Origin of the sequence: Nocardia terpenica, from assembly GCF_013186535.1 — a bacterium.
In the GTDB taxonomy this organism is placed as follows: domain Bacteria; phylum Actinomycetota; class Actinomycetes; order Mycobacteriales; family Mycobacteriaceae; genus Nocardia; species Nocardia terpenica.
On sequence record NZ_JABMCZ010000001.1, the window covers coordinates 2,404,281 to 2,427,131 of the forward strand.

Annotated in this window: 29 protein-coding genes and 1 tRNA gene; 23 read left to right on the forward strand and 7 right to left on the reverse strand. The window is 66.1% G+C overall.

The window, feature by feature from the left end:
- Window positions 1-57: 57 nt before the first annotated feature.
- The 8 genes from HPY32_RS11215 (at window position 58) to HPY32_RS11250 (ending at window position 6,205) form a co-directional block, all read left to right on the forward strand.
- Window positions 58-1,596 (forward strand): hypothetical protein, encoded by a 1,539-nt coding sequence (locus HPY32_RS11215; RefSeq protein WP_067590370.1) that lies wholly within the window; start codon window positions 58-60, stop codon window positions 1,594-1,596.
- Window positions 1,593-2,255 (forward strand): hypothetical protein, encoded by a 663-nt coding sequence (locus HPY32_RS11220; RefSeq protein WP_067590367.1) that lies wholly within the window; start codon window positions 1,593-1,595, stop codon window positions 2,253-2,255. Before HPY32_RS11215 ends, HPY32_RS11220 begins: the two co-directional genes overlap by 4 nt.
- A complete protein-coding gene (locus HPY32_RS11225) occupies window positions 2,252-2,950 on the forward strand; it encodes a DUF2786 domain-containing protein (RefSeq protein ID WP_067590364.1) in 699 nt (232 codons plus the stop codon). The genes HPY32_RS11220 and HPY32_RS11225 overlap by 4 nt, the downstream gene beginning before the upstream one ends.
- The gene (locus HPY32_RS11230) at window positions 2,947-3,153 is read left to right on the forward strand and encodes a hypothetical protein (protein WP_067590361.1); all 207 of its coding nucleotides are present in this window, start codon (window positions 2,947-2,949) and stop codon (window positions 3,151-3,153) included. The genes HPY32_RS11225 and HPY32_RS11230 overlap by 4 nt, the downstream gene beginning before the upstream one ends.
- Window positions 3,150-3,401: a hypothetical protein gene (locus HPY32_RS11235; RefSeq protein ID WP_067590358.1), complete on the forward strand. Its 252-nt coding sequence runs from the start codon at window positions 3,150-3,152 to the stop codon at window positions 3,399-3,401. The genes HPY32_RS11230 and HPY32_RS11235 overlap by 4 nt, the downstream gene beginning before the upstream one ends.
- Window positions 3,402-3,636: 235 nt before the next feature.
- Complete coding sequence (locus tag HPY32_RS43850) at window positions 3,637-4,653, forward strand: sigma-70 region 4 domain-containing protein (RefSeq protein ID WP_197696546.1); 1,017 nt, start codon at window positions 3,637-3,639, stop codon at window positions 4,651-4,653.
- Complete coding sequence (locus HPY32_RS11245) at window positions 4,650-4,904, forward strand: helix-turn-helix domain-containing protein (RefSeq protein WP_082871543.1); 255 nt, start codon at window positions 4,650-4,652, stop codon at window positions 4,902-4,904. The genes HPY32_RS43850 and HPY32_RS11245 overlap by 4 nt, the downstream gene beginning before the upstream one ends.
- Entirely contained in the window at window positions 4,904-6,205 is a 1,302-nt protein-coding gene (locus tag HPY32_RS11250; RefSeq protein WP_067590355.1) for a site-specific integrase, read from the forward strand. The genes HPY32_RS11245 and HPY32_RS11250 overlap by 1 nt, the downstream gene beginning before the upstream one ends.
- Before the next feature lie 578 nt (window positions 6,206-6,783).
- On the opposite strand, the gene HPY32_RS11255 is transcribed toward HPY32_RS11250, so the two are convergent.
- From HPY32_RS11255 to HPY32_RS11270, 4 genes are all read right to left on the reverse strand, one after another.
- On the reverse strand, window positions 6,784-6,951 hold the full coding sequence (locus tag HPY32_RS11255; protein WP_156674548.1) for a hypothetical protein: 168 nt from the start codon (window positions 6,949-6,951) through the stop codon (window positions 6,784-6,786).
- A gap of 949 nt (window positions 6,952-7,900) precedes the next feature.
- Window positions 7,901-8,626 carry a beta/alpha barrel domain-containing protein gene (locus HPY32_RS11260; RefSeq protein WP_156674547.1) on the reverse strand — a complete coding sequence of 242 codons (726 nt, stop codon included), beginning with the start codon at window positions 8,624-8,626 and terminating at the stop codon, window positions 7,901-7,903.
- On the reverse strand, window positions 8,611-9,162 hold the full coding sequence (locus HPY32_RS11265; protein ID WP_067590352.1) for a phosphotransferase-like protein: 552 nt from the start codon (window positions 9,160-9,162) through the stop codon (window positions 8,611-8,613). The genes HPY32_RS11260 and HPY32_RS11265 overlap by 16 nt, the downstream gene beginning before the upstream one ends.
- 6 nt (window positions 9,163-9,168) lie before the next feature.
- Window positions 9,169-10,002: a P-loop nucleotide/nucleoside kinase family protein gene (locus HPY32_RS11270; protein ID WP_067590349.1), complete on the reverse strand. Its 834-nt coding sequence runs from the start codon at window positions 10,000-10,002 to the stop codon at window positions 9,169-9,171.
- A gap of 293 nt (window positions 10,003-10,295) precedes the next feature.
- On the opposite strand from HPY32_RS11270, the gene HPY32_RS11275 reads away from it, so the two are divergent.
- The 12 genes from HPY32_RS11275 to HPY32_RS11330 all read left to right on the forward strand — a co-directional run bounded on the left by HPY32_RS11275 (window position 10,296) and on the right by HPY32_RS11330 (window position 17,656).
- On the forward strand, window positions 10,296-10,781 hold the full coding sequence (locus HPY32_RS11275; protein WP_067590346.1) for a hypothetical protein: 486 nt from the start codon (window positions 10,296-10,298) through the stop codon (window positions 10,779-10,781).
- Complete coding sequence (locus HPY32_RS11280) at window positions 10,778-11,044, forward strand: hypothetical protein (protein ID WP_067590342.1); 267 nt, start codon at window positions 10,778-10,780, stop codon at window positions 11,042-11,044. Before HPY32_RS11275 ends, HPY32_RS11280 begins: the two co-directional genes overlap by 4 nt.
- Complete coding sequence (locus HPY32_RS11285) at window positions 11,044-11,235, forward strand: hypothetical protein (protein ID WP_067590338.1); 192 nt, start codon at window positions 11,044-11,046, stop codon at window positions 11,233-11,235. Before HPY32_RS11280 ends, HPY32_RS11285 begins: the two co-directional genes overlap by 1 nt.
- Complete coding sequence (locus HPY32_RS11290; RefSeq protein ID WP_067590335.1) at window positions 11,235-11,867, forward strand: DUF2637 domain-containing protein; 633 nt, start codon at window positions 11,235-11,237, stop codon at window positions 11,865-11,867. The genes HPY32_RS11285 and HPY32_RS11290 overlap by 1 nt, the downstream gene beginning before the upstream one ends.
- A 16-nt stretch (window positions 11,868-11,883) precedes the next feature.
- Window positions 11,884-13,191 (forward strand): FtsK/SpoIIIE domain-containing protein, encoded by a 1,308-nt coding sequence (locus HPY32_RS11295; protein WP_067590332.1) that lies wholly within the window; start codon window positions 11,884-11,886, stop codon window positions 13,189-13,191.
- On the forward strand, window positions 13,188-13,505 hold the full coding sequence (locus tag HPY32_RS11300; protein WP_067590329.1) for a hypothetical protein: 318 nt from the start codon (window positions 13,188-13,190) through the stop codon (window positions 13,503-13,505). Before HPY32_RS11295 ends, HPY32_RS11300 begins: the two co-directional genes overlap by 4 nt.
- A gap of 2 nt (window positions 13,506-13,507) precedes the next feature.
- Entirely contained in the window at window positions 13,508-13,738 is a 231-nt protein-coding gene (locus tag HPY32_RS11305; RefSeq protein WP_156674546.1) for a hypothetical protein, read from the forward strand.
- On the forward strand, window positions 13,735-13,917 hold the full coding sequence (locus tag HPY32_RS11310; protein WP_156674545.1) for a hypothetical protein: 183 nt from the start codon (window positions 13,735-13,737) through the stop codon (window positions 13,915-13,917). Before HPY32_RS11305 ends, HPY32_RS11310 begins: the two co-directional genes overlap by 4 nt.
- On the forward strand, window positions 13,914-14,549 hold the full coding sequence (locus tag HPY32_RS11315) for a hypothetical protein (RefSeq protein ID WP_067590320.1): 636 nt from the start codon (window positions 13,914-13,916) through the stop codon (window positions 14,547-14,549). The genes HPY32_RS11310 and HPY32_RS11315 overlap by 4 nt, the downstream gene beginning before the upstream one ends.
- The gene (locus tag HPY32_RS11320) at window positions 14,549-16,225 is read left to right on the forward strand and encodes a replication initiator (protein ID WP_067590317.1); all 1,677 of its coding nucleotides are present in this window, start codon (window positions 14,549-14,551) and stop codon (window positions 16,223-16,225) included. Before HPY32_RS11315 ends, HPY32_RS11320 begins: the two co-directional genes overlap by 1 nt.
- 10 nt (window positions 16,226-16,235) lie before the next feature.
- Entirely contained in the window at window positions 16,236-16,451 is a 216-nt protein-coding gene (locus HPY32_RS46530) for a helix-turn-helix domain-containing protein (RefSeq protein WP_067590314.1), read from the forward strand.
- A 101-nt stretch (window positions 16,452-16,552) separates the two neighbouring features.
- The gene (locus HPY32_RS11330; RefSeq protein ID WP_231951720.1) at window positions 16,553-17,656 is read left to right on the forward strand and encodes a site-specific integrase; all 1,104 of its coding nucleotides are present in this window, start codon (window positions 16,553-16,555) and stop codon (window positions 17,654-17,656) included.
- 47 nt (window positions 17,657-17,703) lie between these two features.
- On the opposite strand, the gene HPY32_RS11335 is transcribed toward HPY32_RS11330, so the two are convergent.
- Window positions 17,704-17,777 (reverse strand) — tRNA-Pro (locus tag HPY32_RS11335).
- Between the two features lie 131 nt (window positions 17,778-17,908).
- On the opposite strand from HPY32_RS11335, the gene HPY32_RS11340 reads away from it, so the two are divergent.
- From HPY32_RS11340 to HPY32_RS11350, 3 genes are all read left to right on the forward strand, one after another.
- On the forward strand, window positions 17,909-18,379 hold the full coding sequence (locus tag HPY32_RS11340; RefSeq protein WP_309247517.1) for an RrF2 family transcriptional regulator: 471 nt from the start codon (window positions 17,909-17,911) through the stop codon (window positions 18,377-18,379).
- An 81-nt stretch (window positions 18,380-18,460) separates the two neighbouring features.
- Complete coding sequence (locus HPY32_RS11345) at window positions 18,461-19,675, forward strand: NAD(P)/FAD-dependent oxidoreductase (protein ID WP_082871542.1); 1,215 nt, start codon at window positions 18,461-18,463, stop codon at window positions 19,673-19,675.
- Window positions 19,676-19,754: 79 nt separating this feature from the next.
- Window positions 19,755-20,315, forward strand: coding sequence for a hypothetical protein (locus HPY32_RS11350; RefSeq protein WP_216675908.1), 561 nt, complete (start codon window positions 19,755-19,757; stop codon window positions 20,313-20,315).
- 307 nt (window positions 20,316-20,622) lie between these two features.
- Here HPY32_RS11350 and HPY32_RS11355 read toward each other — a convergent pair whose 3' ends face one another.
- Both HPY32_RS11355 and HPY32_RS11360 read right to left on the reverse strand, forming a co-directional pair.
- Window positions 20,623-21,855, reverse strand: coding sequence for a cytochrome P450 family protein (locus HPY32_RS11355; protein ID WP_171982789.1), 1,233 nt, complete (start codon window positions 21,853-21,855; stop codon window positions 20,623-20,625).
- Between the two features lie 11 nt (window positions 21,856-21,866).
- A partial coding sequence (locus HPY32_RS11360) for a cytochrome P450 family protein (protein ID WP_171982790.1) occupies window positions 21,867-22,851 on the reverse strand: 985 nt, incomplete at its 5' end.

Below are 22,851 nucleotides of genomic sequence, written 5' to 3' on the forward strand. Positions count from 1 at the left end.
ATCACCTACTTCGCCCATCGACGGCTGCCGACCTCAATCAGTGAGGAGTGAATCATTATGTCCGACACCACATCCGAAGTCGATCAGATCACCCATGCACTCAGCTCCCTGGGGCATCGGGTCCATCACGTCATCAGCACGTGGCGGGCGGCCAACCCGACCGCTCGCCGGGTGCCGCGCAGCGTGCGGCGCGAGATCAACCATCTGATCAAAGCCGATAACCAGGAGCGGGAGTTCGCTCATGCTCAGGAGCGGGCTCGCATCGAGCGGCAGGTGATCGAGTACCGGTCGAATCTGTTGCGCGACCGTGAGATCCGCTCGTGGGACACTCAGGCCACCTGGTTCGAGCGGCAACGGCAGCTGGCTGTCCGGCACGAGCAGTTGCGTGGCAGCATCTACACCACCGGCCATCTCACCGCCATCGAACGCGGGCGAGCCGACCGCGCGCTCGCTATCGCCCACACTCACCCGCACATCCCGGTCAAGGCTGTGTTCGGCAAGCCCCGCGGTCTGGAGGCGCTCAAGGCGCGGCTGCACGACGGATTCACCCGGCTGCGCGCCGGACTGGCCGGTCCCGCCGAGCAGCGGCGCCTGCGACAGTGGCAGCAGCTACACCACGAACGCGCCGCACAAGCGATCCAGACCCTAGACCGTTCCGAAGCACTGGCACGGGACTGGGAGAACCAGCCTATCGACCTGGTTCCGGTCGAAATGCCGACCCGCGCAACCGCTCCCACGTCGCCACCGGCTGAGCCGGAGGTGTCGTTGAGCGAGCTGACCGCGCGTATCGATCTCTACGCCGAGGTGCTGCGGTACCGCGACCAATACCGCGGCGACAACCCGGAAACGATGAAACCGTTCGACCACGCCAACGCCCGCATGCGCGACCGCATCCTCGCCGACGCCCGCAAGCTCGGCCCCGAACAGGCCGCCCTGATCAATACCGCGCTATCCCACATCGATCACGTCCATCGCGACCAGCCTGCCCCCGGCACCGGGCCCGCCGAACAGGACCGAGCCGACCGCCACATCGACCAGAACCCGGTCGGCGATGGTTCCGGTCCGGCCCGGCCGCAGCAGGTCGACGACCGCGGGTACCAGGTGACCGTCGCCACCGCCGAGTTCCTGAGCAAGCATCCCGAACTCGCCGACCGCACCGAGGTCACCTCCCTCACCGACGGCTACACCTGGGCTTTGGATCAGCTGGCCGACGACGCCAAAGGCTGGCCCGATCAGGCCGATCTGGTTGTCGAGATGCGCCGCCCCGGCGATAAAGCACCGATCTATCAGGCGACCGGGCCGCGCGGCATGGTCATTGACGAGGTGGTCTCCTGGCAGATCGAGCACGACAAGACCCCACTGGCCGAACTGGAGCAGCTGCGCACCGAGTTGCGCGCCGCCCGCGCCGAGAACGACCGGCTCCGCGTCGAAAACACCGATCTGGTAAGGAAATTCGCCGACAACGACCTCACCCGCCAGCCCACACCCGGCACCGCCGCCGCCGCGCCGAGGATGCCGGGCGGGCCGAAGCTGGCGCAGCCGATCTTCGCCGGACCGATCATCACCCGGCCCGTCGTGAACGGACTCGACCGATGACCGACCCCAGCGGGCGGTGGCGCATCACCCACCGCACCACTCCGGCGACGATCGCTGACACCATCGACCGATCGCGGCGCTTGGATGCGATCAGCCAGGCCATCGATGCCGACCTCGACCTCAGCGGGAAAGCGGTCGAGGCCCGCGATTACGGCCGTGCCGACTATCACGACCGCGTCCGGGGCCTGCTGACCGGCATGGTCACCCATGTGCCCGCCACCGACGCCGAGCGTCGGCAGGCCCTCGACGCCCTCACCGCCTCTGCCGACGAAGCCCGGCAGTGGCAGGGCGCGGACCGGGCCACCCTGTACATGCACTGGGATCAGACCCGCAAAGACCTCGACCACGACATCGCCGACGTCGCCGGGGTCGAGCTGCTGCTGGGCATGGTCGAGACTCGGGACTACCTCATCGCCGACCTGGACAATCAGGTCTGTCAGCTGAAACAGCAACTCCGCGAACGTGACCGGCGCATCGGCGACCTCAACGACCAACTCGCCCACCTCGAGCAGGACCGCGCGGTGCCCGCCGACCAGATCGACCACACCCCGGCGCCTGATCATCGTAAGCCGGATGCGGGATCGGCCACGCCGCCAACCCTCCCGGTGCCGGTCATCACCCGCCCAGTGCTGCCGCAGATCGGGGGCCTGGATCGGTGACCCCCGACCAAGCTCGCGCCAAGGTCGACAAGCTTCGGGCCCACGCCGCCAGCGTTGCCGGTACCCCCGAAGCCGCGCTGTTCTACGCGAAAGCTGATGAACTCGCCCGCGAACACGGCCTACCCCTCACCGAGCCTGCCCACCCGCCGCGCCCCACCCGGGCCCGGCCCGCGAGCGAGCCGCAGTCATCGACCACCACCCCGACGACGAGGAAGGCCACCGCCATGACCAACACAACCACCAAGACCAAGCCCTCGCGCAAGGCCACCGATGGCACTCTGCGGCAGGCATTCAGCCCGCGCGCCCGCGCCGCATTCGGCCGCAACACCGAGCCCGGTACCGAGATCACCTTCTACATCGTCGCCATCGAGGAAGAACCCGACCTCGAATACCACACCAAGGCACCGAAACTCGACGCCGACGGCAACGAGCGCACCATCCCCATTCTGATCATCCAGACCGACGGCAGCACCAAACCGTACGGGCCGGGCTTGCGGAAGCTGTGGGTACGCACCGGCGTCGCCGACGCTTTGATCGGTGCCTGCCTCGATGCTGGTGTGGAACAGGTCGCGATCGGCGGCACAGGCCGCATCCGCTACGACGGCCTCGGAGAACCCCCGGCCCCCAACTTCTCCGCCCCCAAGCTCTACAGCGCCGTCTACGAACCGCCCGACGGCCAGGAGGTGTGCCGATGAGCGGTCCCGACCGAATCCTGCACCTGATCAACGCCGCCGTCGCCACCTACAGAATCGGCGGTCAGGCCGCACTCGAAGAGTTCCTCAGTTACCTCAACGACGACGACCTCCAAACCCTGATCCTCCATTTCACCCACAACATCGGCGCCAACGTCCGTCTCAACACCCCCGAAGACGGCTGGCGCGAAGGGAGGCCGCAATGACCGACACCGTCAAGTTCCGCCTCATCGGAGAACGCCAGAACGTCAAAGCCATGATCACCGCGCTCGACCCGGTACTCGACATCGTCACCGACTGGCGAATCTTCCCGCAACGCAACGGCATCGGCGTCAGCGCCTACCTCGAAGCACGTCCCCGTCACGTCGCCGACGGAAGCAAAACTCCACCGGCACAGGAACTCTCCCCAGCGGAACAACAGACCGGCGACGACCGAAGGAATGCCGAAGAATGAGAAGGGGATTCGTCGTCGTGGATCATCTCCTCGCTTGCTGCACGCGGTGCGGCCGATGGTGGCACTGCAACGACCCGGACTGCCGCCGCGAGGCATGCTGTCTGGGCGGCAACGACTGCGATACCGACATCACGGAACGGCTCAACGCGAGCGGCTGGACTGTCGGCGATTCCGGCGAAGGCGGTGGGGGACAGGTGATATGCGCGGCGTGTGCGGGCGCAACGGGGAGATTGCAATGACCAACTCTTTGCCGATGCCTGATCATTTCGAACCTGTCGAGACGGGTGCCGGGGTTCTCTATCTACCCGGGCAACTGCGCAAGGCGGACCGTGCCGACACCGCAGGTGCGCAGACGGTGCGCAGCAACGACGCTGCGCACCGCAACGCACTGGACAGTGCGCAGCCGGTGCGGAGGGTGCCGCGGGCGTGGCCCGTCCTGCTGTTGGCGCTTCCGGCGTTCGTCGCGATCTGGTCCGGCTGGGTTGGGCTTGGGCAGCTGACCGGGTTCGGGCCGGTGTGTCCGCTGCCGGGAATTTTCGATCGGTTCACGCTCAACACCGCGATCACGCTGCCGATCGGGATGGAGACCTACGCCTCCTACGCGCTGTACGTCTGGTTGTCGGGGCGCATCCGATCCGGCCGAACCCGCAGCTACGCCAAGTATTCCGCGATCGGCAGCCTGATCCTCGGTGCCACCGGGCAGGTTGCTTACCACCTCATGCGCGCCGCTGGCGTTACCGCAGCGCCGTGGGGTGTGACTGTGCTCGTGGCCTGCCTGCCGGTCGCGGTCCTCGGTATGGGTGCCGCCCTGGCGCACATGATTATTCGAGAACACTACGACACCGACCTGCGCGCTGGTAGTGCACCGTCGGTGCGTAACGACCCGAATCCGGTGCGTAGCTCGGATCCGGTACGCGCCGTCTCGGTGCGCGAGGTGCGGACCGAGACGCTTTCGGCCGCAGCCGAATTGACCGCTGCGCGCCAGATCCATCAGATTGAAGCAACACCGCAGTGCGTCAATGGCGTGGTTGGTGCGCAGGATCGGTGGGCCGGACTCGCTGAGGTGATATGCAGCGCTGATCCTGCCGGGCGCCGCGACCCCGATAAGGTCGCCACCATCCTGCGGCTGCGGTTCGAGCAGAACTGGCCGCATGCACGCATCGCTGAGCACGTCGAGCTAAGCGCTTCTGCGGTCACGCGGACCATTACCGCCGCGCGCGAGCACATCAGTACGGGAGGAGTACCAGAATGAATGGAGTTGAATGGGCCAACGCAGAGCAGTCTAGGCCGAACCGAGACGAGGTCGTTGAAACAGGCTGGTACACAACGGAGGAGGTCGCCGTCATCCTGAAGGTCGATCCGTCGAGCCTGCGGCGCTGGCGAACCGCTCGGCCGCCACAGGGCCCGCCGTTCGTGCAGATCTCGGGCAGGGTGATCCGATACAACGGCGGCGACGTTATCGCTTACCTGAAGGGCAAGCGGATCGATCCGGCGGTCGCTTGATGGTTGATGGTGAGATTCATGTGATTCCGATCGGCGCCACGATTCGCGGCGATATCGAGGTGCGGGGGAAAGGCCCGTCCTGCCGGGCCCGGGTGCGCTGGTCCGATCCGGTGACGAAGAAGCGCGGCTCGAAGTCCCAGACCTTCGCTACGCGTGAGGAAGCCGAGGAGTGGATCGACAAGATCCATCAGGCAGCTGCCCGGGGTGTCGACCCGAAGACTGCGACCGCGACGCTGAAGGACTACGGCACCGCGAACTGGGATCTCGCCATGCGCGGGATAGAGCTGAAGACGCTCGATCCCTATCGGGCCGGTTGGCGGCGCCGTATTGTGCCGACGATCGGGCATCTCCCGGTCACCATGATCACTGCGGGGGTGGCCGACCGCGCCGTGGCTCAGTGGATTGCACAGGGTTGCAGTCGGTCGACGATCAAGAACACCTTGGCGGCGCTCGGCCGGATTATGGAGCAAGCCGTTCGCGATGAACTGATCGATCGCAATCGAGTCGAGGTCAGCGGGTGGCAGAAGCAGTACGACAGGTATGAAGACGAACTCGATGACCCGCGTTCTCTCGCGCTGCCGGACTGGGATTCCCTGACCGGGCTGGCCGATGCGTTGGTGGCCGCTTCGTGGGACCACGAACGTGTGTGGGGTGAGGTCGTTATCTTCATGGCCTGCACGGCGGTCCGGATCGGTGAAGCATCCGGGTGCCGCGTGCAGGACATCGACGTCGATCAATGGATCTGGCAGCTGCGTCGGCAGACCACTCCGGGACCGGGAGGATTGAAGGACAAGGGCACGAAGGGCAAGCGGCTCCGTCGGATCCCGATCATCGAGGAACTTCGCCCGCTGGTGCTGCGGAGAATCGCTCTGGCGCGTACTCGTGTGGCGTTGGACCCGGCCCTCGCGACCGCGGACGCGGGCGCGCGCGAGGGCGCACTCCGGAATGCTCGCCTGTTCGTCGGGCCGCGGGGTGGTCGAATCGACACGAAAGGTCTTCGGCGCGCGACGCATTGGGACGACGTGGTCACCGATCTGGGGTATGAGCACCTGCGGCGTCATGACCTGCGGCACACCGGGTTGACCTGGTTCGCCGACGCCGGGGTGCCGTTGCACCGTCTCCAGCAGATCGCGGGGCACACCGATCCGAGGATCACGCAGCGGTACCTGCATCCCGACATCGATTCCCTGCAGAACGATGGTGTGCTGCTGTCGCGGCACCTGACCGGTCAAGCGCCGAAGGCGACCGATTCGTCCGGGTCTGGTCCCAAAGCGGTCCCAAGGCTCCGAGTGGTCGAGTAACAGCAAACACCCTCCGACCGAGGTCGGAGGGTGTTTCTCTGTGTCGGGCTGACAGGATTCGAACCTGCGACCCCTTGACCCCCAGTACGGTCAGGGGGCTAAACATGCAGGTCAGCAAGCTATTTCGGAAGTGCGTCCACAGGGGTTGACCTGCGGGTTGTTCAAGTGCGCTCGTATCGTGTGGTCCCGTTCTGGTCCCGCTCTGACCTGCGGATAGGTCGCTCGCCTGTCCCGTGTCCTACTCCTCCCCACCTTCCTCATACTGGCCATCCCTCAGCGGAAGGCGGGCGGGTCAAGGATGCCGATAGGCACCGCGTAGCGGACACCGAAGGTGGTCCTTGATGCGTCCGGCTGGAGCGAGACAATCGGGCCATGAGGAAGGCGGGGAAACCACGAGCACGAGAACCATGCGGCGAAAGTCATTGGGTGCCTCGCTATCCGGTGCGGTCCGGGAAGGAGTTGGGCCGCACCGGATAGCGGGCTGTCCGGTGTCCGGGCCTGGAGTCGGCATCGGTGGCGACTCGTCCGGCATCGTTGCCGGTGGCCCGGAGAGGGAGGGGGCCGGAGCCCCCTGGCGGTTAGCTGTAGTCGTCGCGGTCGGACTCGATGCAGGCCCAGTAGGCCGCGAGGCATTCACCGCACACCACGTCGTTCTCGTCGCTGGGGATGTGGACGGGGAGGGTGCCGATAGCGGGGTTGGGGCAGTTCGGAGTCGAGCACTGGATGGTGGGGGTAGTGGCGGTCATGGTGGGCTCCTTCCCGGTGACGATCGATCTGGGCTTGCCCAGACCACCCAGTTGGGGTGCGGAAAAGGGTGGGCGAATGCCCATCACGGAGTGACGCGAATGCGCCCTTTGGAGTGCCCCAAGTGGGTGGTATGCCTTCGGCAGATCGTTCGTCACCGGGAAGGAGCTGGTGACCGCTCCCCCGCTCTCCGTGCGGTCGAAACAGGTTGTGTCCCAACCCCGCTATCGGCACCCGGACGCAGCGATTCGACGAGAACGACGTGGTGTGCGGTGACCACAGCCGGTGGACCGGGCAGAGTGCCCGGCCGATTCGGGATCGGCTGCGGGAGGCAAGTCGGGTACGGCTCCACTTCGTGCCCAGCACTGCTCGGTCGTTGCAGAAGGTGAGCCGATCAGTATCAGGCGTTTCCTGCGAGTGTGGCGCGTGCGCGGTGCCGACGTGCCGACGCGCCGCGGCGACGCTCCTTCAGCCGCGGTTGCGTGTCGCCGCGCGGCGGCGGCGCGCATGCGCCGCCGCGCAGCGGCGCTCTTGATCCTGTATGGCTGAATTCGGCAATGGTCCGAATCAGTCGTGAGGTACGGCGGAAGCCAGGCAAGAGCGCGCCGACTAAGACGACCACGGTTCGAGCGTGCCAGCTCCGCGGCGGAACCAGTTGTGGTTCAACGATTCCGGTCGGTGACCTGGCGTAAGGTGATGGGCACCTCCGGCCGAGGGGCGGTGGACTTGGTCCACACACCGCGCCCAGGAAGGAGGTGGTGGGGAATGGCGAAACATCGCCGGGCAAAGAGTGAGGCCCCGGTCGACTACGGCATCTGCTTGCTGGCTACTGCCGTGATCGCCGGGGCGCTCGTAATCCTGGTCCGCTGGTTGCGGGCTAGGTAAACCCACCAGATGGGGCGTCGGCTGCACGGCGTCCCATCGCCAGCATCACTTGCGTGACGGCCCCAACTATACGCCGTGGGTGCTCGCCCGGCGAAGCAGCTCGTCTGTCCGTGCCCTACGGGATGACAGGGCGTCAAGGGCCTCCTGAACTGGGTCCACGGCGGCTTGCACGCTCACTGCATCCTTGGTTGGAAAGGCGGGCGGAAACGGGCTGAGTGGAGTAGCTACGACGCCAGCGGCTCCGGCTGCCAAGGATGCAGTGATGCGTCGTGATGAACCATCCCACAGCCGAAAGGCGTCGCCGGTGACGGCGCGGATGCTGGCAACGTCCACGCCGGTGACCTTCGCGAGCTTGCCCCCAGCGGGCAGCGCGTCGTGATCACGGGCGTCACGGGCAAGGGCGTGATCGAATACTGTGCCGCCGAACATCGGGTGGCTGTAGATGGTCGAGCCTTCAGGGAGATCCCGGAGAAACGCTAGGGCTTCGCGACGGCCGTTGCGCCGGAGGACGGCCATCGGGGTAAGCGAGCGGTCGACGGCGTGCGCGAAATCCCTTGACTCCCAGCAACATGCCAAGAGTCTCGAAGGATCGGCGACTTCAAGCCAGAGTTCGAGAATGGCGGCACGTTGGTGCGATTCGAGTAGATGACCCTGCGTGGTTGACCCGGAGAGGATGAACAGATCTACCCAGGTGTTTGCCGCCCTCACGGCGTAGCGCCGTGTCGCATCGAAATCGACTGTGCCATCGGTTTTTCGGAGGGTAAGGGCTGGGACGACTACGTCGAATGACATGAGGACTCCACAACGTGCAGGATCTGTTGAGCGGATTCGGCTGGCGAATGCGCTGACGTATCAATGCGGAGATCGGCCATACCCTGGGGGATGGCTACTGTTGCATCCCAGGCGGCTAGCCGTGCATCGGTGTCGCCGGTTGTGCGTGCGCGAATTCGCTGCTCGGCGATATCGCGCGGACACCAGAGTTCGACTGTCGTCCACCGAAGGTGCGGCATCGCGGCTAAAACAGCCTCGATGGCCTCGACCTGCCCGAGATGCAACACCGGAATCTGGTCGGCATTGACCATCCGATTGAGTTCGGGCCGGTCGACGGCATATGTGGCGTCATATCGGCTGTTCGACCAAATGACATCGCCTGAATTCTCCAGCGCGGCAACATGATCGAAGGTAGTCATTCGGTACGTGGCGGTCCTACCGGTGCCGACCTTCAAGCGACGGAACAGCTGGAAGGCGGGATTCGCAGCGATCATCGCATCGGTGATCGTGTCTTTTCCGGATGCCGGTGGGCCGTAGAGGATTACAGCTGCGTCCATCGCTGATCACTCGGACAGCGAGCGAAGGAACGCCTTCGCTTGGGACTGGAGGGGCTCACTGTCGCGGTTATTGATCACGACAGTGTGCGGCCATGGCGGACGGAACGTCGGCTCCACATCGCGCGCGAGGTACTCATCCCAATGTCCGAGCTTCCAAGTGTCTCGGATAGCGCCTCGACGCTTGATATACGACTGCATCGAGGCTGGAACGCACTCGATCCAGATCACCGACATGTCGGCACCGAGACCGCGGAGCGCGGCTTGGGTGCGTTCAAACCATGAGCGCTGCTTGAATTCACGAAGATACGGGGCGGTGCAGATTACGCTCACACCGCATTCGATGTTCTCGAGCATTGCAGCCTCGACGCACTCGTATTCCGCAGGCCGGATCGTGTTGAGATACAGATCGCTGTCACGATCCTGCATTGACGAACCCAATGTGACCAGCGCAGCGTCTACAACCGAGCGAGTGATGGTGTCCTTGTCGACCATCCCCCAGCCGGTTTCGCGTGCAAGGATGCGGCCGAACTCGGTCTTGCCGGAGCCCGCATAGCCTCCGACGATCACCGCTCGGGGCCGCCGACGTTCCGGGGGTTGGGTGGGCGACGTGACGGTGTCCGCGACGATCCGACCTGAACGAGGGCGACTGTAGATCAGTCCATCTTTGGTGAGGATCTCCATCGCGTCGTTGATCGCGCCGACCGAGACATCGAACTGTGCTGCAAGTTCGCGTGTCGACGGGAGGCGCTGGCCCGGCTGTAGTCGACCAGCTTCGATGTCGTTCCGAAGTTGTCGAGCTATCTGCCGATGGCGTACTTCGCTCGTCTCTCCATCTGACATCTATCTGTTCGCCTTTCTGATCGCTGCTGCTCGTAGCTGTTCGCTGCACTGAATGTATCAGTTGCCGCATCCAACGCTGATGCCAGCTGATTCATTCCTGGTGGTAGCTGGAAATTTGTCAGGAAGAGATCCCCGTCACCTCTAGCGATCAGAAGCGTTCAACTGATAGCTTAGAGGTAGTTCAGATGTGATCCACATCTCGAACTGGCGAATAACTGCCCGGTAGGACAGATCCAATGAGGCGATCAGATGGAGTGATCTGAACGCTTCAACAACTCGAAGGAGTTCACAACATGGCGATTCCGAAGGGGTTTCAATTCCCGATCGAGCACGGCAAGGCGTTCCCGCAGCGGTTGATGCTGATGACGGCGATCACTCCGGCAATCAAGTACAACCCGGACCGGAATGCGTTGCAGGAGCAGCTGATCGACTTCGACCCGAAGACGGGTGAGGGGTCGATGCTGCCGCTGTGGAAGGCGACGGTAACAGATCCGCACGAGGCCAGCGACGGCAAGGGCAAGCGGGCATCGTTCGAGATCATCTTCGTTGCGCAGCACCAGCCGATCCCGGCCGGTGAGGAGGTCGCACCGGGCACCGGGCTGTGGTGGATCGAGCTGGAGGGCCTGACCGCGGAGCCGAAGGTGATGGGCCAGGGCGAGTACAAGTACCTGGGCTACCAGTACCGGGCGACCGGGATCAAGGGAGACAACTCCGGTGCCAAGCAGCCTCCGGCCGATCCGGGTGCGTCGCGTCCCTCCACCGGGAAGGCGGCTGCGTGATGTCGTCCTTCCTCACTGCCACAACGCATTTCACATTCGAGTCGGCCGAGTACTGGCCAGAGAAGGTGAACCGCTACGGCCCGGACGACCGGTACGAGTCGCGTGTCCCGGCCTACATCTACGTCCGGTTGGGTGCCGTCACGGTGATGCTGACCATCGAGGACGCTCGCGCCCTGGCGGATGCGCTGCCGAACGTGCTGGCCGAACATGAGTACGCCGATTACGTGGCCGATGCAGCCGTGCAGGTGAAGGCGGTGGCGTGATGGCGAATACGTCGATCGCTCATCCGTTCCGGCTGCTGGCTTTGATCGCAGTCATGGTCACATGGGCGGGGACCTGCTATGCCTCGGCGTACCGCGCCTATGGCTGGCCTGGCGTAGCAACCCTGGCGGTGCTGTCGGTTCTGCTGGGCGTGCTGTCGCGCTCGGTGGCCGTGGATCGGCGCGGTGCGTGATGCTCATTCGTGAGCGCTGGATGCTGGCAGCGCGGGTGTTCGCGGTCCTGGTGATCGTGGGCGTCGGCGCTGCCGCGTTCCGGCTGTCGTTCGCCACGCTGCGGGACCTGGCGGTGCTGGCACATATCCCGGCCTCGGATGCGTGGCTGTTCCCGCTGATCGTGGACGGCACCATCCTTCAGGCCACCGCGGGCGTGCTGGTCCTGGCGAACACCGCCAAGGCCCGCCGCTGGTTCACCTGGGTCCTGATCGCGGGCGCGGTGGTCTCGGTGGCGGGCAATAGCCTGCACGCTGTCGCCGCCGGTCATGATCTGCCCGGCCCGCTGTGCGCGCTGGTCGCGGCTATCGCCCCGGTCGGCCTGCTGGTGGACACGCATGGCCTGGTGATGCTGTTCCGCACAGCTCGCACCGAGTCGATACCGGTTGTCGAACCAACTCCGGAAGCGACTCCCGCCTCGGAACCCACTGCGGCACAACCGGTTTCGATCACTTCAAGCTCGTCGCGACCGGTCACGCCCGAGCCGGTTGCCTCTCCCAATCCCGCACTCGTGCAGCCGGTTCGGCCTCGGGTGCGTCCCATCCATCCTCCGCGTCCGGCACAGCAACAGGCCCTGCCGTTCGCGGTGTCCTGACAAGGAGTCACTGACAATGATCGTGTTCATTCCCTGGCTGGTCGGCCTCGTCGGCGGCCTGGCCTTCCTCGCTTGGCTGATCCCGTGGCCCGGTCGTCCCCGCGCTGCCCGTGAGCAGACCCTGGAAGAGATCGTCGCGGCAGCTCCGGCCCAGTTGCGGCCCGCGGTGCTGGTGCTGTGCGACCCGATGCATACCGCGCTGATGCTGCGGGCGGTCGGCCTCGGCTCGGTGGAAACCGGGTTCCCGGTCCTGGAGAGCTACGACTACGACCGGCAGGGCCTGGTCGTCGAGTTCCAGATGGTGGGCGGGCAGTCGTTCAAGGACTGGAGCAACGACGAGACCCGCGACAAGCTCGCCCATTACTTGGGGGTGGCTCGGGTGACGGTGACCTCGCCTGAGCCGGGCTGGGTCCGTCTTCAGGTGCGCGTGTACGACACGCTCGCTGCCTCGGCAACGGTGCCGACGGTGGTCCCCAATGGTGTGGACCTGGAGGCGGTTCCGGTCGGCGTCCGCGAAGACGGGTTCGTGTGGCTGCTGAAGGTGCTCTACGCCCACATCCTGCTTGCCGGGGCGATGGGTTCGGGGAAGGGCTCGGTGCTGTGGTCGATCATCGCCGGGATCGGCCCCGCCATCAAAGCCGGGATCGTCGATATCTGGTTGGCAGATCCCAAGGGCGGCATGGAATTCGGGCGCGGCCGTCGCCTGTGGGTCCGTTTCGAATACGAGGGCGACCGCATTATCGGCATGCTCACCGAGGCGGTCACTGTGATGCAGGAGCGTGCGGCCCGGTTGATGGAAGCCGGTGTGCGCAAGCATATTCCGACCGTCGACGAACCGCTGATCCTGATCATCATCGACGAGGCCGCGGCACTGTCGTCGTATGCGACCCGTGAGCAACAGGAGGAGTTCCGCCGGTTGACAGGCCTGCTGTTGTCGCAGGGCCGCGCGGTCGGAGTCTCGGTGATCGCCGCGTTGCAGGACCCGTCGAAAGAGACCATGCCCAACCGGCAACTGTTCCCGGTCCGTATCGGCCTGCGCCTGGACGAACCGACCCAGGTAGCGATGGTGCACGGCCAGGGTGCCCGCGATCGGGGTGCCCGCTGCGACGAGATCCCGGACACCACACCGGGTGTCGGCTACGTCGGGGAGGACGGCACCAGCGAGTTCGTTCGGGTGCGGGCGTTCTGGGTGTCCAACGAGGACATCGACGCCATCGTCGACGCCTACGCCCCCGAACAGCCCGACTTCGCCCCGCAGGCCGACTACAGCGACTTCGATCCCGATGACCTCGGCGACGAGAACCCCGGGCAGGTGGCGGCATGAGGACCGGGTTCGTGATCGAAGCGCACACGGTGATCCGCTGCGACGGCTGCGGGGACCTGTTCAGCGAGAACGGCTGCCAGGCAGCGTGCTTCGGTTCCACCAATCAGGCCGTCGCCTACATCACCGCCCGTACCACGCCGGGTGGCTGGGTCTACGACGGGGACCGCGTTCTGTGCGACGGCTGCACCGCCACCGCCGAATGCCAACAACACGGCCACACCTTCCCCGAATCCCGGCGCTGGCCGCTGGCCGACAAGAACCGTCCCCGCACCTGTTCCCGGTGCGGCATCTCCGACACAGAAATCGAGGAATGACCATGTACGACAACGATATTCACCCGCTCCGCTCTCGGCTGGCACAGCGGCTGGAAGACGAAGCGATCGACGCTGTCGTCGACGTTCGCGCTCGTCGGCGCTGCCACTACAACCGCGCCGGACTGGACCCAGTGACCGCGGCCGTGCAGCTGTGGGCCGAGACCGGTCACGCGCCCGGCTGGAACACCAACCTCGACGACGCTCTCGACGACGGAGAGGAGTGGGCGGCGTGACCAGCAAGAAAAAGCCTCCGGACACGAAAACCACTCAACCGCAAGTCAATCCGATCGTCGCGAAAGCCGCGGCCCAGGTGCGCAAGGCCAAGGACCGCCACCGCAAGCTGCCCGATGTCGGCCGGTGGGACTGCGACGGACAACTCCCCCTGTTCACCCCTGAAAGGCCGAAACGATGAACCAGAACCGAAACACCCAGCACGCCAACAGTTCTCACGACCCGACAGACATGATCGCCGCCGCGGTGATGGAGCTGGTGTGGCAGATCATCCGCGCCGGGTTCGTGGCGGCGTGGTGGGCGCTGTTGTTCCCGATGGTCTCGATCCCGCTCGGGGTGGCGGTGGCTGTCGGCGTGTGGGTGTCGTGGGTGCTGGGCGTCGTGGTGGTCGGGGTGTTCATCGCGGGGATGGTGCTGTGGCGACTGCGGAGTCCGCAGACCTTCGAGCGGTGGATCACCTCGCGGGCACGCGCCCGGTTCCTCACCTGGTGGCGCTACCGCCGTTGCTGGGCGAAGTATCTGGGCTCCTGCAAGCTCACGGTCGTCCGTGAGGATTCGACGCTGGTGCCGCGGCTGGTGACCGCACAGATTGGTACCGCGCTGGATCGGGTGCGGGTGCGGATGCTGGAGGGCCAGTGCCCCGCCGACTACGAAAGCCGTGTCGACCGGATCGCTCACACCTTCGGCGCGCACGAATGCCGTGCCACCATCGTCGGCCCCGGTCTCGTGGAACTGGTCCTGCGCCGGGCCGATTCGCTCGCCGACACCATCACTCTGCCCCGCCTCGACGGCTACCGGAAGGACGCTGCCTGATGACCGAGATCAACGACACCACCCCGGCCCGGCAGACCGCCGCGGAACGCCGTGCCCAACCGAACCTCATGGATGTCGCGCACGCCGCGGCAGAGAAGTTCGATGTCTGCCAGCGACCGATTCCGATGCGGGTGGAAGACCCGAAGACAGGCACGGTCACCTACGAGGGCGCACCGTGCAAGTCCACCATCGAATCGGTGTGCCCGGCCTGCGCGAAAGCCCATCGGCTGCTGCGGATCGCGCAATGCCGGGAGGGCTGGCACATCGCGACCGAGCCCGTGCCCTACGCGGTGGAGCCGACCGAGTGGCAAACCGAATTGCTCACTGCCCGAGCCGATCTGGTCACCGAGTACCGGCAGGCCACACAGGACGGTGACGAGGGCCTGACGGGCGGGCTGCGGGAAGAGATCCAGTGGCTCGATCAGCAGCTGCGGGAAACCGGCCTGCGTGGTCGTCTCCCGGCCGTGGATGCGGTGGCCAAGGACCGCCGTCGGCGTTCGACTCGCAGGCGGCAGGACGCCCCGAATCTGCCGCGGAAGAAGGTGGAGCGTCGCACGCTGGGCAAGGTGTTCGCGGAGCTGTACCGGCCGAGCATGTTCGTCACTCTCACCATGCCGTCGTACGGGCGGATCAACCAAGACGGCGCGAAAGACGACAAGGGCAAGCCGTGCTCGGACGGGTCGCCGGTCAACCCCGGCGGCTACGACTACACCACGCAGGCACGGGATATCGTGTTCTTCGCCAAGCTGGTGGACCGCTGGATTCAGAACCTGCGCCGCGCGGTCGGTTGGGACGTGCAGTACTTCGCCACGGTGGAGCCTCAGCGTCGCGGTGCCCCGCACTTGCATATCCTGATCCGAGGTGCCATCTCCCGGGAGATCCTGCGCCAGGTGACCGCGGCCACCTATCACCAGGTGTGGTGGCCCTACTTCGATCCGGAGAACCGCATCTACGGCGGTGAGCATCAACCGGTGTGGGACCACCGCAAAACCACCTTCGTCGACCCCGTGACCGGCGAACCGCTCACCGACTGGGATACCGCCCTGGATGCCCCGCAGCGTCAACCCGCGCACGTGGTCCGCTTCGGAGAGCAGATGGACCGCAAGCATATTCAGGGTGTGATCGCGGAGAAGGCGGGCAAGACCATCGGCTACGTCACCAAGTACCTGGTGAAGTCCATCGGCGAAATCGTCGAACCGCGCTCGGAGCGGGCCGCCGAGCATTACGACCGGTTGCATGCCGCGCTTCAACATGTGCCGTGCTCCCCGCGCTGCCCGGTCTGGCTCGAGTACGGCATCGTTCCGCACGGTGCCAGCGACAAGACCGTTCCCGGCCGGTGCAAGGGCAAGGCCCACCGCCGAGACACCCTCGGCCTGCCCGGCCGTCGCGTGCTGGTGTCGCGACGTTGGTCCGGCAAGACCCTTCCGGACCACCGGGCCGACCGAGTGGAGTTCGTTCGGCAGATGCTGGCCGCGGTCGGCATCGTGAAGCCGGATACCTCGCATCTGAAGGTCACGCCGGTCGAACCCGGTGACACACAGCGACCCGTCCGCGAACACCTGATCCTCGGCGCGATCTCACGCCGATCCGCATGGCGCGCGGAATACCTGAGAGCACGGATGGCCGCCGAACCACCTGGCAAATCAGATAGTTCGGCAATATCGACAGCGGCGTGAGGGGTGGAGAATGGACACCAACCTGGTTCATGGCGAATGGTTCACGACGAGACAGGCTGCGAAGGTGCTCGGTGTCGATGCATCCAGTCTGAGGCGGTGGCGTACTGCCGATCCGCCGTATGGCCCGGCGTATGTCCGGGTGTCCCCCCGCGTGGTGATGTACAGCGGGGCGGACATCGAGGCGTTCCTCCGAGCGCATCGGACTGACCCGGCTGCGGCAGCATGATGGCTGACCCGGTGAATCTCCCTGTGGGAGTGCGTATCTCGTTCGATATCGAAGAGCGAGCGGATTACGGGAAACGGCCGTTCAAGGCTCGGGCGCGTTGGATGGTGCCGGGCACCAAGAAGCGTTCGGCAATTGTGCAGCCGTTCGCGACGCGGGAGGAGGCCGACGAATGGATCGACTACCTGAAGCGGAAAGCAGCTCAGGGTATCGACCCGAGAACGGCAACCATGCGGCTGACGGAGTACGGCGATACGAATCTCGAACTCGCGCTGCGTGGTTTGGAGAAGAAGACGGGCGATCCGTACAAGGCGGGGTGGCGCAAGCGGATCGTTCCGGCTCTCGGTCACCTTCCGGTGTCCATGATCACGAACGGTGCCGTGGACCGCGCCGTGGTCGGATGGATCAACTCCGGTGCCAGCAAATCGACGGTGAAGAACAGTCTCGCGATGCTGGTCCGGGTGATGGAACAGGCCAAGCGGGATGGGCTGCGGTCGGACAATCCGGCACACATTCGGGGCTGGCAGAAGCTGTATCAGCAGATCGAAGACGAACTCGACGATCCGCGGTCGCTGGCGCTCCCGGACTGGGCTGCATTGACGACGCTGGCGAACGCGCTGGTGGAACGGTCGGCCGATCACTATCAGGGTTGGGGTGACGTGGTGGTCTTCGGCGCGTGCACCGCGGCCCGTATCGGGGAAGTCTCCGGCTGTCGGGTGCGTGACATCGACACGAAGACGTGGACGTGGACGGTGCGCCGACAGACCACGCCGTCACCGGGCGGACTGGATGACAAGGGCACCAAGGGGAATCGCGCGCGGGTGGTCCCGCTGATCGAAGAGGTGCGCACGCTGGTGTCGGCGCGGATGGATGCGGCAGGGCGAGACAAGCCAGATGCCCGGCTGTTTCGTGGTCCGCGCGGCGGCCGGATCGCTACCGGCGTGCTGCGGGATGCCACGCACTGGGATGAGGTGGTCGGCAAACTCGGCTACGACTACTTGCGGCGGCACGATCTTCGACATACCGGGCTGACGTGGATGGCCGACGCTGGCGTGCCGCTGCATGTGCTGCAGAAGATCGCCGGGCACGCCGATAGCCGCACGACGGAGAAGTACCTTCATCCCGATCTGCAGGAGGTCACCGGGGCGGGTGACAAGCTGTCGAAGCACCTGCGGTCCCGTTCTGGTCCCGCTCTACGGGTGGTGTGAAATGCAAAGAACCCTCTCCGACCGAGGTCAGAGAGGGTTTTTCCGTGTCGGGCTGACAGGATTCGAACCTGCGACCCCTTGACCCCCAGTCAAGTGCGCTACCAAGCTGCGCCACAGCCCGTGGCTCCCGCTCTTGCGGGTGCTGGATGAGATTACCCCAGGACCCCCTGGTTGTTCCAAATCGGCACGGTATGGGGGGTTGGGGGAGGGTTCACAAGGTGAATGGGGATATGTAGTATCCCGGTTATGAAGATGGGTGTGGGGGTTGAGTGGGCTTTGCACTGTTGTGTGGCTCTGGCTTGGCTGGAGGGGGATCGGCCGGTGTCTATCGGGTGGTTGGCGGGGTGGTTCGGGGTGCCGCAGGAGTATTTGAAGAAGCGGCTGCAGGGGTTGGTGCGGGCGGGGATTCTGGAGTCGACGGCGGGGGTGGGGGGTGGGTTCGGGTTGGCTCGGGCGGCGGAGCGGATCACGGTGATGGATGTGGTGGTGGCGGTCGAGGGTGGGGCGGAGCCGTTCCGGTGCACCGAGATTCGGCAGCAGGGGGTTGGCGGGGCGGGGAGTGTGTCGAAGTTCACGCGGCCGTGTGGGGTGGCGGTGGCGATGCGGCGGGCCGAAATGGCTTGGCGGCGTGAGCTGGCGGCGCAGACCATTGCCGATCTGGTGCGGGTGGCGCCCGCCGAGACCGCGGCTCGGGCGCGAAAGCACTTCGCGCAGAACGGCTGACGAAAGCGTGCCGTCATCGTTTGGCGGACAACCATATTAGAAAAAGGGATAGAAAGTATCCCTGTTAGGGAGGTTGCGATCATGTATGAGATCCTTGTTGCCGGTGGTGGATTCGCGGGTGTGTGGAGCGCCGCGGCGGCCGTGCGGACGGCCAGGCTCGCCGGTATCGCGGACGGTGAGCTCTCGGTGACGCTCGTCTCCGACGGCGACGATCTGGTGATCAGACCCCGGCTGTACGAGTCGGATCCGGAGAGCAAGCGGCTGCCGCTGAAGGGGATTCTCGGGCCGATCGGGGTCGAGGTCGTGGCGGCCACCGTGACCGACATCGATCCGGCGGCCCGCACCGCGCGCACGGTGGACGCGGCGGGCGGTGTCGGCGTCCTGCGTTACGACCGGCTGGTGCTGGCGACCGGGAGCCGGGTGATCCGGCCGTCCTTCCCGGGTGCCGATCTGGTGCACGACGTCGACACCGTGGGCGCGGCCGCCGCCCTCGAGGCCCACCTGCACCGGTTGCCGGGCGCGCCGGAGCCGGGGCGGTTCACGGCGGTCGTGATCGGGGCGGGCTTCACGGGGCTGGAGATCGCCACCGAACTCGTCGACCGCCTGCGTGCCATCGCCGCGCCGCACGGGCGCGCCGAGTCCGTGCGGGTGGTGCTGGTGGATCGGGGGGAGACGATCGGCTCGGGGTACGCCCCGGACGCGCGTGCCGTTATCGCCGACGCTCTCACCGCGCTGGGCGTGACGCAGCGGCTGGGTGTGTCGGCGACGGCGGTGGACGAGGCGGGCGTGGAGCTGTCCGACGGCTCGCGGCTCACCGCCCGCACGGTGGTGTGGACGGCGGGTGTGCGGGCCAGTGACCTCGCGGCGCACGTCTCGGACCGGCGCGACGGCCTCGGGCGTCTCGCGGTCGACGAATTCCTGCGGGTGCCGGATGCTCCGGGCGTGTACGCCGCCGGTGACACCGGCGCGGCCACGGCCGAGGCGGGTAACCCGGTGACGCAGAGCTGCCAGCACGCCATGCCGATGGGCAAGTTCGCCGGGCACAATGCCGTCGCCGATCTGCTCGGGGTGCCGCTCGCCGCGTTCCGCCCGGACCCGTACGTCACCTGCCTGGACCTCGGCTCGGCTGGGGCCGTGACCACCCGGGGCTTCGAGCGCACGCTGAATACGGTGGGGGAGATCGCCAAGCGGCGCAAGCTCGCGGTCAACGAGGTGTGGATCTACCCGCCGGTCGACGACGCGGAGGAATTGCTGCGCCAGGCCGACTTCCGGGTGTCGGCGCGGCGTAGCGTTTGACTCCTATCTACTAGGTAGGTACATAGATAGTGGAAGGGGTCGTCGAACCGCCGTCCGTGGCGAGAGTGGAGTGTGGTGCATGAGCTCGAACCCTCCGGCCCGTCGTGACCGCAGGGCCCTGCTGCGCAGGTCCACCCTCGCCGTGCTGGCGTGCGGGCTGACGGTCGCCGTCGTCGCGGTGGGCGCCACCATGGTCGGGCACTCCAAGGCCAGGACGCGGACGGCGCCGCGCGCGGTGACGGTGATGTTCGGCAAGCCGACCAAGATGCAGCGGTTCCGGTATTCGGTGCTGTACGACAAGAAGCCGTTTCCGGACGCGGTGATGCTCTACTACGACAATGGGATGTACGCGATCCTGTCGGAAGGGGAGCATCACTACGGAACCTATGTTGCCCAAGGGGGTTTCGGCGATCCGCGTTATACGGTGAGTTTCATTTCGCTGCCGTCGTCGGATTGGGAGGGGATCAGTGTGTTGCATACGCTCGAATTCGACAGTGCTGCGGGGACTTTCACGCAGCAGTTGATCAACCCGCGAGATCCGAACGTGCCCAAGCAATCTGGGACTTTTACCATTGCCGACAATCCGGTGGCCGATCCGACGCGGCTGTCTTGGGAGCATGCGCGCGACCTGGGGCAGTGATCCCGGCCAAAAGCATGCCGGGATGACGAGGGTGGAGCATGCCGGGATGACGAGGGTGGTGCCGGGACGACGAGGGTGGAGCATGCCGGGATGACGAGGGTGAAGCGTGCCGGGATGACGAGGGTGGTGCCGGGATCCCGGCCAAAAGCGTGCCGGGATCATTGGTGAGGCATACCGGGATCATTGGGGAGGCGTGCCGGGATCATCGGGGAGGCGTGCCGGGATTATTGGGGAGGCGTGCCGGGATCATTGGTGAGGCATACCGGGACTATTGGGGAGGCGTGTCGGGATGATGGGAGGGGCGGTTCTACTGTGCCGCAGTCAGATACACCGGTAGGTGGGCGTGGCCGTTGGAGATGAAGCTTCCGACCGGGGGGAGGTCGGATGGGTTGGTGGCCAGGTGGAGGTGGGGGAAGCGGGTGAACAGGGCGGGGAGGGCGATGGAGGCCTCCAGGCGGGCCAGGGGGGCGCCTATGCAGTGGTGGGCGCCGTGGCCGAAGGCGAGGTGTTGGTCGCGGGTGGGGCGGTGCACGTCGAACTCGTTCGTGGTGTCGCCGTGGATCTTCGGGTCGCGGCTGGCGGCGGCGTAGGAGGCGAGGATGGCGTCGCCCTTGGGGATGCGCACGCCGTCGACCTCGATGTCGTCGACGGCGTAGCGCAGCGGCAGGTGCGCCACCGGGGCCTGGTAGCGCAGCGTCTCCTCCACCAGGTCCGCCCAGTCGACGCGGCCCTCGACCAGTTCGGCGCGCTGCTCGGGATGGGTGAGCAGCGCGAAGATCGCCTGGTCGAGCAGGTTCACCGTGGTCTCGTGGCCCGCGTTGATGACCAGCATGAGGGTGTCGACGAGCTCCTTCTCGGTCAGCTGGGAGCCGTCGTCCTCGGCGCGGGTGGCGATCAGCACGGTGGTGATGTCGTCGCCGGGCCGCTCGCGCCGGTAGGCCACCAATTGACTGATGAGCCCGTACATTTCGAGGTAGTTGGCCTGCGACTGCTCGGCGGTGAACGAGCCGTCGAAGAAGCCGTCCACGCAGCGGTGGATGTCGGCGCCCAAATGCTCGGGCACGCCCATCAATTCGCTGATCACCTGGATCGGCACCGGGTAGGCGTAGCGGGCGCGCAGATCGACGGATTCGCCCGGCGGGGTCGCGGCCAGCTCGTCCAGCAGCGCCGCGACGAGCGCCTCGATGCGGGGGCGCAGCGCGGTGGTGCGGCGGTGGGTGAAGGCCGGGGACACCAGCTTTCGCAGCCGACGATGCTCGGCGCCGTAGGCGGTGAACATATTGTCCGCGGCCACCCAGGGCTGCAGCGGCCACTCCTCGGTGATGTCGCCGTTGATGTAGGCGGCCCAGTGCTGGCGCGGGTCCTTGGATACCCGCGCGTCGGCGAGCAGGCTCCGCAGCACCGCCTGATCGGTCACCGACCAGGCGGGCACGCCGCCGGGTAATTGCACCAGAGCAACGGGTCCTCGGCCCCGGATGCGCGCCGACTCGCCCTGGATGTCGGCGCCCGTGAGGTCGAGGACGATCGGTTCATGCTCCATCGTGCACTCCTTTATCCGATATTCAACGGAGGGGACGGGGGGAAGACGACCGGCAGCGCGGCCATCGCCCGGTGGAACGGCCCTGGCCGCCACGTGATCTCGTCCTTCGGCACGGCCAGCCGCATCTCGGGGAGGGCGTCGAGCAGCTGATCGATCGCGTCCTGCACCACGAGGTAGGCCACCGACCGCGCGGGGCAGGCGTGCGGCCCGGCGCTCCACGCCAGATGCGAGCGGTTGCCGGTGCGGTCGCCGCCCGCGATCGCCGGATCGTTGTTGCACCCGGACAGGCTGATGACGACCGGCTGATGGGCGGGCAGCCAGGTGTTGTCGATCAGGATCGGTTGCCGCGGGTAGCTGATGGAGAAGTTGGCCATCGGCGGGTCGTTGAACAGGACCTCGTCGAGGGCGTCGCGGGTGGACAGGCTGCCGCCGAGAATGTCACCGCCGAAACGGTTGTCGGTGAGCATCAGCAGCAGCGTGTTGGTGATCAGGTTCTGCTGCGGCTCGATGCCCGCGCCGTAGAAGCTGATCAGGTTGTAGAGCATCTCGGTGTCGTCGAGCCCGGCCGGGTGGTGGGCCAGCCGCGAGGTGACGTCGTCGCCGGGTTCGGCGCGGCGCATGGCGATCAGCTCCATGAGCGCCTCGCTGAGGGTCTGCATGCCCCAGGCCGCGTTGACCGTGTCGAACAGCGCCGCCATGCCGGTCGCGACCCGCTGGCCCAACTCGGCCGAGCAGCCGACCATCCGGTTGAGCACCTCGAAGACGAGCGGAAACGCGTACTGCGACACCAGATCCGCCTCGCCGCTCTCGCAGAAGGTGTTGATCAGCGGGACCGCGACGCGCTCGACGGTGGTGTGTAACGCGTGTAGGTCGATGCCGTCGATGCTCGCGACGTAGGCCTGGCGGTAACGGGCGTGGATGACACCGGCATTGCGCAGCGCGTTCGGGTACCACTGCATCATGGGCCGGACGGGGCAGTCGTCGGGCACCGTCTCC

What these genes read in the sequence shown, in the direction of transcription:
- HPY32_RS11215 (WP_067590370.1), top strand. Translation starts at nt 58, where the DNA reads ATGTCCGACACCACATCCGAAGTCGATCAGATCACCCATGCACTCAGC.
- HPY32_RS11220 (WP_067590367.1), top strand. Translation starts at nt 1,593, where the DNA reads ATGACCGACCCCAGCGGGCGGTGGCGCATCACCCACCGCACCACTCCG.
- HPY32_RS11230 (WP_067590361.1), top strand. Translation starts at nt 2,947, where the DNA reads ATGAGCGGTCCCGACCGAATCCTGCACCTGATCAACGCCGCCGTCGCC.
- HPY32_RS11235 (WP_067590358.1), top strand. Translation starts at nt 3,150, where the DNA reads ATGACCGACACCGTCAAGTTCCGCCTCATCGGAGAACGCCAGAACGTC.
- HPY32_RS43850 (WP_197696546.1), top strand. Translation starts at nt 3,637, where the DNA reads ATGACCAACTCTTTGCCGATGCCTGATCATTTCGAACCTGTCGAGACG.
- HPY32_RS11245 (WP_082871543.1), top strand. Translation starts at nt 4,650, where the DNA reads ATGAATGGAGTTGAATGGGCCAACGCAGAGCAGTCTAGGCCGAACCGA.
- HPY32_RS11250 (WP_067590355.1), top strand. Translation starts at nt 4,904, where the DNA reads ATGGTTGATGGTGAGATTCATGTGATTCCGATCGGCGCCACGATTCGC.
- HPY32_RS11255 (WP_156674548.1), bottom strand. Translation starts at nt 6,951, where the DNA reads ATGACCGCCACTACCCCCACCATCCAGTGCTCGACTCCGAACTGCCCC.
- HPY32_RS11260 (WP_156674547.1), bottom strand. Translation starts at nt 8,626, where the DNA reads ATGTCATTCGACGTAGTCGTCCCAGCCCTTACCCTCCGAAAAACCGAT.
- HPY32_RS11265 (WP_067590352.1), bottom strand. Translation starts at nt 9,162, where the DNA reads ATGGACGCAGCTGTAATCCTCTACGGCCCACCGGCATCCGGAAAAGAC.
- HPY32_RS11270 (WP_067590349.1), bottom strand. Translation starts at nt 10,002, where the DNA reads ATGTCAGATGGAGAGACGAGCGAAGTACGCCATCGGCAGATAGCTCGA.
- HPY32_RS11275 (WP_067590346.1), top strand. Translation starts at nt 10,296, where the DNA reads ATGGCGATTCCGAAGGGGTTTCAATTCCCGATCGAGCACGGCAAGGCG.
- HPY32_RS11285 (WP_067590338.1), top strand. Translation starts at nt 11,044, where the DNA reads ATGGCGAATACGTCGATCGCTCATCCGTTCCGGCTGCTGGCTTTGATC.
- HPY32_RS11290 (WP_067590335.1), top strand. Translation starts at nt 11,235, where the DNA reads ATGCTCATTCGTGAGCGCTGGATGCTGGCAGCGCGGGTGTTCGCGGTC.
- HPY32_RS11295 (WP_067590332.1), top strand. Translation starts at nt 11,884, where the DNA reads ATGATCGTGTTCATTCCCTGGCTGGTCGGCCTCGTCGGCGGCCTGGCC.
- HPY32_RS11300 (WP_067590329.1), top strand. Translation starts at nt 13,188, where the DNA reads ATGAGGACCGGGTTCGTGATCGAAGCGCACACGGTGATCCGCTGCGAC.
- HPY32_RS11305 (WP_156674546.1), top strand. Translation starts at nt 13,508, where the DNA reads ATGTACGACAACGATATTCACCCGCTCCGCTCTCGGCTGGCACAGCGG.
- HPY32_RS11315 (WP_067590320.1), top strand. Translation starts at nt 13,914, where the DNA reads ATGAACCAGAACCGAAACACCCAGCACGCCAACAGTTCTCACGACCCG.
- HPY32_RS11320 (WP_067590317.1), top strand. Translation starts at nt 14,549, where the DNA reads ATGACCGAGATCAACGACACCACCCCGGCCCGGCAGACCGCCGCGGAA.
- HPY32_RS46530 (WP_067590314.1), top strand. Translation starts at nt 16,236, where the DNA reads ATGGACACCAACCTGGTTCATGGCGAATGGTTCACGACGAGACAGGCT.
- HPY32_RS11330 (WP_231951720.1), top strand. Translation starts at nt 16,553, where the DNA reads ATGGTGCCGGGCACCAAGAAGCGTTCGGCAATTGTGCAGCCGTTCGCG.
- HPY32_RS11340 (WP_309247517.1), top strand. Translation starts at nt 17,909, where the DNA reads ATGGGTGTGGGGGTTGAGTGGGCTTTGCACTGTTGTGTGGCTCTGGCT.
- HPY32_RS11345 (WP_082871542.1), top strand. Translation starts at nt 18,461, where the DNA reads ATGTATGAGATCCTTGTTGCCGGTGGTGGATTCGCGGGTGTGTGGAGC.
- HPY32_RS11350 (WP_216675908.1), top strand. Translation starts at nt 19,755, where the DNA reads ATGAGCTCGAACCCTCCGGCCCGTCGTGACCGCAGGGCCCTGCTGCGC.
- HPY32_RS11355 (WP_171982789.1), bottom strand. Translation starts at nt 21,855, where the DNA reads ATGGAGCATGAACCGATCGTCCTCGACCTCACGGGCGCCGACATCCAG.